The 7218-nt window shown below is 67.9% G+C and carries 5 protein-coding genes and 1 pseudogene; 1 reads left to right on the top strand and 5 read right to left on the bottom strand.

Features of this window, described 5'->3' with window-relative positions; all coding sequences use genetic code 11:
- Positions 1–765, top strand: a pseudogene (locus CA234_RS21725) (DNA mismatch repair protein MutL); the annotation flags it as partial.
- Between the two features lie 7 nt (positions 766–772).
- Here the strand turns inward: CA234_RS21725 and CA234_RS21720 are convergent.
- The 5 genes from CA234_RS21720 to CA234_RS21700 form a co-directional block, all read right to left on the bottom strand.
- Entirely contained in the window at positions 773–1423 is a 651-nt protein-coding gene (locus CA234_RS21720; RefSeq protein WP_125977857.1) for a CAP domain-containing protein, read from the bottom strand.
- A 109-nt stretch (positions 1424–1532) separates the two neighbouring features.
- Positions 1533–2408, bottom strand: a complete 876-nt coding sequence (locus tag CA234_RS21715; RefSeq protein ID WP_125977855.1) for an acyl-CoA thioesterase II — start codon at positions 2406–2408, stop codon at positions 1533–1535.
- A complete protein-coding gene (locus CA234_RS21710; protein ID WP_125977854.1) occupies positions 2408–3532 on the bottom strand; it encodes an acyl-CoA dehydrogenase family protein in 1125 nt (374 codons plus the stop codon). The genes CA234_RS21715 and CA234_RS21710 overlap by 1 nt, the downstream gene beginning before the upstream one ends.
- Positions 3533–3657: 125 nt before the next feature.
- Entirely contained in the window at positions 3658–4842 is a 1185-nt protein-coding gene (locus CA234_RS21705) for an acyl-CoA dehydrogenase family protein (RefSeq protein ID WP_206431277.1), read from the bottom strand.
- 168 nt (positions 4843–5010) lie between these two features.
- Complete coding sequence (locus CA234_RS21700) at positions 5011–7035, bottom strand: 3-hydroxyacyl-CoA dehydrogenase NAD-binding domain-containing protein (RefSeq protein WP_126002738.1); 2025 nt, start codon at positions 7033–7035, stop codon at positions 5011–5013.
- Between the last annotated feature and the right edge of the window lie 183 nt (positions 7036–7218).

Below are 7218 nucleotides of genomic sequence, written 5' to 3'. Positions count from 1 at the left end.
GGATTGGGGTGGGGCAGCGTCTCACCGAGACCAAGCTATGATCTGGCATCCCTCCACCCCAACCCCTCCAAGGAGGAGGGGCTTAGACGCTATTCCGGGGCCGTCCGCGATTCCGGCACCTTCTTCGCCGCCGCGCCCCTGGCCCGCGCCGAACCCGCCCGCCACGAAGCCCCGCTCGCCACCGATTTCCCGCTCGGCGTCGCCCGCGGGCAGGTCGCCAAGACCTATATCGTCGCCGAGGCGCAGGACGGGCTCGTCCTGGTCGACCAGCACGCAGCGCACGAGCGGCTGGTGCTGGAGCGGATGCGCCGCGCCATGGCCGGCGGCACCGTTCCCTCCCAGGCGCTGCTCCTCGCCGAAGTGGTCGAGCTGGACGAACCCGGCTGCGACCGGCTCGAAGCCCGCGCGCAGGAACTGCGCGCCTTCGGGCTCGAGCTCGAACGCTTCGGCCCGCGCGCGATGCTGGTCCGGGCGGTGCCCGCCGCGCTCGGCACCGGCGACGTGCACGGCCTCGTCACCGATCTCGCCGACGAGCTCGCCAGCTTCGACGAGGCGCTGAGCCTGAAGGAGCGGCTCGATCATGTCGCCGCGACCATGGCCTGCCACGGTTCGGTGCGCGCCGGGCGCATCCTGTCGGTCGCCGAGATGAACGCGTTGCTCCGCGAGATGGAGGTCACGCCGCATTCGGGCCAGTGCAACCATGGCCGCCCCACCTGGGTGAAGCTGGCGCATGGCGACATCGAGAAGCTGTTCGGCCGGAAGTGACCGCCGATCAGCGCTGCAGGGCGTAGCGGAGGCGCACCGGGCGGCCATCCTTGGTCGCGCTGACGTTCACGACGCAGATATGCTCCATCTTGCTGTGCGGGCCGCAGCCGATGCCGGCGAATTTGAGCTTGGCATCGAACAGCAGCCTGCGGTGGCCGCGATCGGGCACGCCGTCGTCGACGATCATCTGGCGCACCACCTCCTCGGCATTGTCGAAGCCATAGGCGATCGCTTCGCCGACGAAGATGTCGCCGCCGTGCCGTTTCACCCGGATGCCGGGATCGCTGCCATCGGCACCGCGATGCCCCCGTGCGCCGAGCGCACCCTGCTCGCGGGAGAAGTCCACCGCGGTCAGCGCGAGGATCTCGGCCTGGGTGAGCGGTGGGAGCGGTTCCTGCCGTTCGAGAAAGGCGATGGTCTCGTCGACCACCACCGTGCCCTCGCGGGTGAGTATCCCGTTATAGTCGCCCGGCAGATAGACGACGGCACCGTCGAAATAGCTGCGATATTCGCGCAGCTTCTCGGCATAGGCGCGGGGATTGGCCCGCGCGGCGTTGATCTGGGCGAGGACCGAATCCTCGAGCGTTTGCGCATGCAGCGCCGTCGCCGCGAATAGCGACAGGAGAGGCGCGCATATCGCGAGCACGCGATACGACATAGGACAAAACCCCAAACCTCCCGGTCAGGGGTGTATCTGCACGACTCGTGGATAATCAAGCGTAATAATTGCGTAGGCGAAAGGAAGCGATCACCTGCCAGACGCGCTGTCAGAGCGTGCGGATCAGCCCTTCCTGGGTGACGCTCGCCACCAGCCGACCGTCCCGCGCGTAGATGCTGCCGCGATTGAAGCCGCGGGTGTGGCCGGCCCAGGGACTGTCGGTCGCGTAGAGCAGCCAGTCGTCGAAGCGGAACGGCTCGTGCAGCCACAGCGCGTGATCGAGGCTTGCGGTCTGCACCTCGCCGCTCATCCAGCTGACGCCGTGCGGCAGCATGCAGGTGCCGAGCAGGGTCATGTCGCTGGCATAGGCAAGCATCGCGCGGTGGAGCGCGGGTTCCTCGGGCAGGGGGGCGACGACGCGGAACCAGCTATGTTGCCGCGGTTCGCGGGGCTCGGGCTGGAACCAGTTGCGCGGGTTGACCGGGCGGATCTCGATCGGCCTGGCGCGGAGAAAGAAGCGCTTGAACTTCTCGGGAATCTGATCGCGGATTGCCTCGCGCAGCTCGGCCTCGGAGCGGAGGTCCTCGGGCGGCGGCACCTCGGGCATCGCGTCCTGGTGGAGCAGCCCCTCCGCGGGCAGCTGGAACGAGGCCGCCATGTTGAGGATCGGCTTGCCCTTCTGCATCGCGATCACGCGGCGATTGGCGAAGCTGCGCCCCTCGAAATCGCGCACCACGCGGTAGAGGATCGGGTAGTTCTCGTCGCCCGGGCGCATGAAATAGGCGTGGAGCGAATGCGCGACCTTGCCGTCCTCGACCGAGCGCTGCGCCGCCTGCAGCGCCTGGGCGATCACCTGTCCGCCGAACACCCGGCCGACGCCGCCCGGCTGGCGCGCGCCGCGGTAGAGATCGGTATCGAGCGTCTCGACGTCGAGCAGCGCGGTTAGGCCGGCGACCAACTCCTCGGGGGATTTCGCGTCGGTCATCAGTAGCCGGCCGCCTCCGCCAGCGCATTGGCGTGATAGTTGGAGTCGCCGAACATCTCGGCCAGCACGCGCGCGCGCTTCATGTAGAAGCCGATGTCATATTCGTCGGTCATGCCGATGCCGCCATGCATCTGGATACCCTCTTGCACCGCGAGGGTGGTGGCAAGCCCGGTCATTGCCTTGGCGATGGCGACGGCTTCGTCCGCCGGTTCGCCGGCATCGAGCAGCTGCTGCGCCTTGAGTGTCGCGGCGCGGGCGACTTCCAGCTCGCTATAGAGATGCGCGGCGCGGTGCTGGAGCGCCTGGAAGCTGCCGATCAATGTGCCGAACTGCTTGCGTTCCTTCAGGTACCCGATCGTCATGTCGCTCGCGCCCGCGCCGACCCCGAGCAGTTCGGCCGAGGCACCGGCGCCGGCGGCGCGGAGCAGCCGGCCCAGCGGATCGGCACAGGCATCGATCTCGCCGACCACCGCATCGGCGGTGACTTCGACGCCGTCGAAGCTGGCATGCGCGGCGAGGCTGGAATCGGCGAGGCGTTCGGGGCGGAGGTCGAGGCCCGCCGCCTTGGGGTCGATCGCGAACAGGGTGATGCCTGCCGCATCGGTATCGCTGCCGGCGGTGCGCGCGGTGACGAGGATCAGGTCGGCGGCATGGGCGTGATGGGCGAAGCGCTTGGTGCCGCTCAGGCGGAAGCCGTTGCCGGCGCGCTCGGCCTTGAGGGCGACGGCGCGGCCGAACTTGGGTTTCTCGTCATGCGCGATCGCGATCACCGCTTCGCCCGCGGCAATGCCGGGGAACCAGCGATCGGCATGCGCCGTGCCCTTCAGCGCCTCGACCGCGGCAACGGCGGTCGAGAGGAAGGGGGAGGGGGTGAGGTTGCGGCCGATCTCCTCCAGCACCACGCCCGCCTCGACATGGCCGAGGCCCAGCCCGCCCGAAGCTTCAGGGATCAGGATGCCGGTAAGGCCCATCTCGGCGAACTGCTTCCACAGGTCGCGGCTGAAGCCGGTGGGATCCTTGGCGTCGCGCAGCGCGCGGAGGTGGCGGACGGGGGCATGTTCGGCGACGAACTCGCGGGCGGTGTCGCGGAGCATCGTCTGTTCGTCGTTGAGGTAGAGCGGCATGGTTCCATTCCTCCCTCTCCCCCTGCGGGGGAGAGCCGGGGAGAGGGGCAGTCTCTCGCGCCGGCCCGTTTGTGACTGTGGGACTGCCCCTCTCCCAACCCTCTCCCCGGTGGGGAGAGGGCTTTTCAGCCCGGCAGTTCGAGGATGCGCTTGGCGACGATGTTGAGCTGGATCTCGCTGGTCCCGCCCTCGATCGAATTGGCCTTTGTGCGCAGCCAGGCGCGCGGCCTGGCGCCCTTGGCCGAGGCCTCGCTCTCCCATTCGAGCGCATCCGATCCGCCGGCGGCCATGATCAGTTCGTGGCGCTGCTTGTTCAGCTCGGTGCCGACATATTTCATCATGCTCGGCTGGGCGGGATGGGCGCGGCCGGCCTTGAGCTCGTCGAGAAAGCGCTCGGACATCGCCGAGAAGGCGCGCATCCGTACCTCGAACAGCGCGATCTGCGCGCGTAGGATCGGATCGGCGAGCCGGCCCTGGTCGTCGAGCCCGATCGTCGCGATCGCGCCTTCGATCAGCGGATTGCCGCCCGCCCGGTCCAGCCCCATGCCCGAGATCATCTCGCGCTCATGGCCGAGCAGATACTTCGCGACGTCCCAGCCCTTGTTCTCGTCGTGCACGCGCTGGGACTTGGGCACCTTCACATTGTCGAAGAAGGTCTCGCAGAAGGGCGAATAGCCCGAGATCAGCAGGATCGGCTTGGTCGAGACGCCGGGCGAGGCCATGTCGAACAGCACGAAGCTGATCCCGCCCTGCTTGGTCTCCTTGGAGGTGCGGACCAGGCAGAAGATCCAGTCGGCCTTGTCGGCATAGCTGGTCCACACCTTCTGGCCGTTGACGACATAATGGTCGCCGGCATCCTCGGCCCAAGTCTGCAGCCCGGCGAGGTCCGAGCCGGCATTGGGTTCGGAATAGCCCTGGCACCAGCGGATCTCGCCGCGCGCGATCTTGGGCAAATGCTCCAGCTTCTGTTCTTCGGTGCCATATTTGAGCAGCGCGGGCCCGAGCATCGAGATGCCGAAGCTGTTGAGCGGGGTGCGCGCGCCCATCCGCTTCATTTCCTCGCGCAGGATCTTGGTCTCGGCTGGGGAGAGTCCGCCGCCGCCATATTGGGTCGGCCAGTCGGGCACGGTCCAGCCGCGCGCGGCCATGCGGTCCATCCAGAGCTTCTGGTCGGGATGCGCCCAGTCGGGATTGCGCCCGCCCCAGACGATGTCCTTCTCCGATCGGATCGGTTCGCGCATCGCGGGCGGGCAGTTCGCCTCCAGCCAGGCGCGGGTGTCGCTGCGGAAGCTATCGAGATCCTGCGTCATCATCCTCTCCCTTCCAAACCCCTCTCCCCTCGGGAGAGGGAGGGGCCCGCCGCCGTCAGGCGGTGGGAGGGTGAGGGGGGCCATGTTAGCCGATTATCCCGCTCACCCTTACCTTTCCGGCGCGGCGCGCCTCCCTCCCTCTCCCAGCGGGAGAGGGAGAGTGATTGGTCACCGGTTGAACTTCTCGCCCTTCTCCGCCTTGTCGCGGAGCAGCGGGGCGACCTCGAAGCCGTATTTCTCCAGCCCATCGACGATCTTCTTGAGGCCCTCGCTGTCGGCCCAGAACATCGGCCCGCCCCGGTATGGGGGCCAGCCATAGCCATAGACCCACACCACATCGATGTCGCTCGCCCGCTGGGCCATGCCCTCGGCGAGGATCAGCGCGCCTTCGTTGACCATGGTGTAGAGCGTGCGGACGACGATCTCCTCCTCGGTGATCTCGTGGCTCGGCACATTGAGCTTGCCGCGCCATTCCTCGATCAGCTCGGCGACGCGCGGGCTGTTCGAAGGCTGGCGCTTCTCGTCATAGTCGTAGAAGCCGGCGCCCTTCTTCTGGCCCCAGCGGCCTTCGGCGGCGAGCGCGTCGCGGATATTCTCGATGCGATTGGGATCGCGGTGCCAGCCGATGTCGACACCGGCGAGATCGGCCATCTGGAACGGCCCCATCGGCATGCCGAAGGCGACATGGACCTTGTCGATCTGCTCGGGCGTGGCGCCTTCGAGCAGCATCTTGGTGGCTTCCACCTGGCGCGGCATCAGCATGCGGTTGCCGATGAAGCCGTAGCAGACGCCCGCGATCACCGCGACCTTCTTGATCTTCTTGCTCAGCGCCATGGCGGTCGCCAGCACGTCGTCGGCAGTCTTGGCGCCGCGGACGATCTCGAGCAGCTTCATGACGTTGGCCGGCGAGAAGAAGTGCAGCCCCACCACGTCCTGCGGGCGGCTGGTGGCGGCGGCGATCTCGTCGATGTTGAGATAGCTGGTGTTCGACGCGAGGATCGCGCCCGGCTTGGCGATCTTGTCGAGCCGGCCGAACACGTCCTTCTTCACGTCCATGCTCTCATAGACGGCCTCGATGATCAGGTCACACTCGGCGAGATCGTCGAAGTTGAGCGTGGGCTGGAGGAGACCCATCGCCTTTTCGACCTGCTCGGCGGTCATGCGGCCCTTGGCGGCGGTCGCCTCGTAATTCTTGCGCATCACGCCGGTGCCGCGGTCGAGCGCGTCCTGCGCCATCTCGACGATGGTCACCGGCACGCCCGCCGACAGGAAGTTCATGCTGATCCCGCCCCCCATCGTGCCGGCACCGATCACGCCGACGCGCTTGATGTCGCGCAGCTGGATGTCGTCGGCGATGCCGTCGATCTTGGCGGCCTTGCGCTCGGCGAAGAAGATGTGGCGCAGCGCTGCCGACTGCTGCCCCATGATCAGCTTCATGAAGCCCATGCGCTCGGCCTGGACGCCCTCGGCATAAGGCTTGCCGGCGGTCTGTTCGATGATGTCGATGATCGTGTTGGGCGCGTCGAGCCCGCGGAAGCGCTTGGCGTTGGCGGCGCGAAACTTGGCGAAGGTCTCCGCATCGACGGCGACCGGGCGCTCGCTGGAGCGCGAGACCGGCTGGCCGATCACCTCGTTCGCGAAGGCAACGGCGTCGGCGAGCAGGCTGTCCTCGCCCGCGAGCCGGTCGACCAGCCCCGCGTCCTTGGCCTGGGTGGCCGAGATCGGGTCGCCCTTGGTCGCCATCTCCAGCGCGACTTCGACGCCCGCGACGCGCGGCATGCGCTGGGTGCCGCCCGCGCCGGGGAGGATGCCGAGCTTCACTTCGGGCAGGCCGAACTTCGCCGAGGGCACGGCGATGCGATAATGCGACGCCAGCGCCACTTCGCAGCCGCCGCCGAGCGCGGTGCCGTGGACGGCGGCGATCACCGGCTTGTCGAGCGCCTCGATCTGGTCGACCAGCACCGGCAGCGACGGCTCGGCCATCGCCTTGCCGAATTCGGTGATGTCGGCGCCTGCGAAGAAGGTCTTGCCGGCGCAGATGATGACGACCGCCTGGATGCTCTCGTCGCCCTTGGCTTCCTCGATGCCGGCCTGCAGCCCCTGCCGCACCGCCGCGCCGAGCGCGTTCACCGGCGGATTGTCGGAGGTGAGGATCAGGACAGGGCCCTGACGGCTGGTGGTAATCACGGACATGCGTTCGAACTCCTTGGTTCGGATTGCCGGCCTGGGGCCGGGAGCGGGGTGAAGGGCAGGGCGCGCGGTGCGGGGAGAACGCCACCACCAGCCGTCATCCCCGCGAAGGCGGGGATCCATTGGCGCTGATGCCGCGGTTCTTTCCCCCAACGCACAGGCGAATGGATCCCCGCCTTCGCGGGG

It is taken from the genome of Sphingomonas sp. ABOLE, assembly GCF_003950455.1.
Classification (GTDB): Bacteria; Pseudomonadota; Alphaproteobacteria; order Sphingomonadales; family Sphingomonadaceae; genus Sphingomonas; species Sphingomonas trueperi.
This window is presented reverse-complemented; position numbering and strand designations above follow the sequence as displayed.

Excerpts from the sequence above, each read along its gene's own strand:
- CA234_RS21720 (WP_125977857.1), bottom strand. The coding sequence starts at position 1,423 with ATGTCGTATCGCGTGCTCGCGATATGCGCGCCTCTCCTGTCGCTATTC.
- CA234_RS21715 (WP_125977855.1), bottom strand. The coding sequence starts at position 2,408 with ATGACCGACGCGAAATCCCCCGAGGAGTTGGTCGCCGGCCTAACCGCG.
- CA234_RS21710 (WP_125977854.1), bottom strand. The coding sequence starts at position 3,532 with ATGCCGCTCTACCTCAACGACGAACAGACGATGCTCCGCGACACCGCC.
- CA234_RS21705 (WP_206431277.1), bottom strand. The coding sequence starts at position 4,842 with ATGACGCAGGATCTCGATAGCTTCCGCAGCGACACCCGCGCCTGGCTG.
- CA234_RS21700 (WP_126002738.1), bottom strand. The coding sequence starts at position 7,035 with ATGTCCGTGATTACCACCAGCCGTCAGGGCCCTGTCCTGATCCTCACC.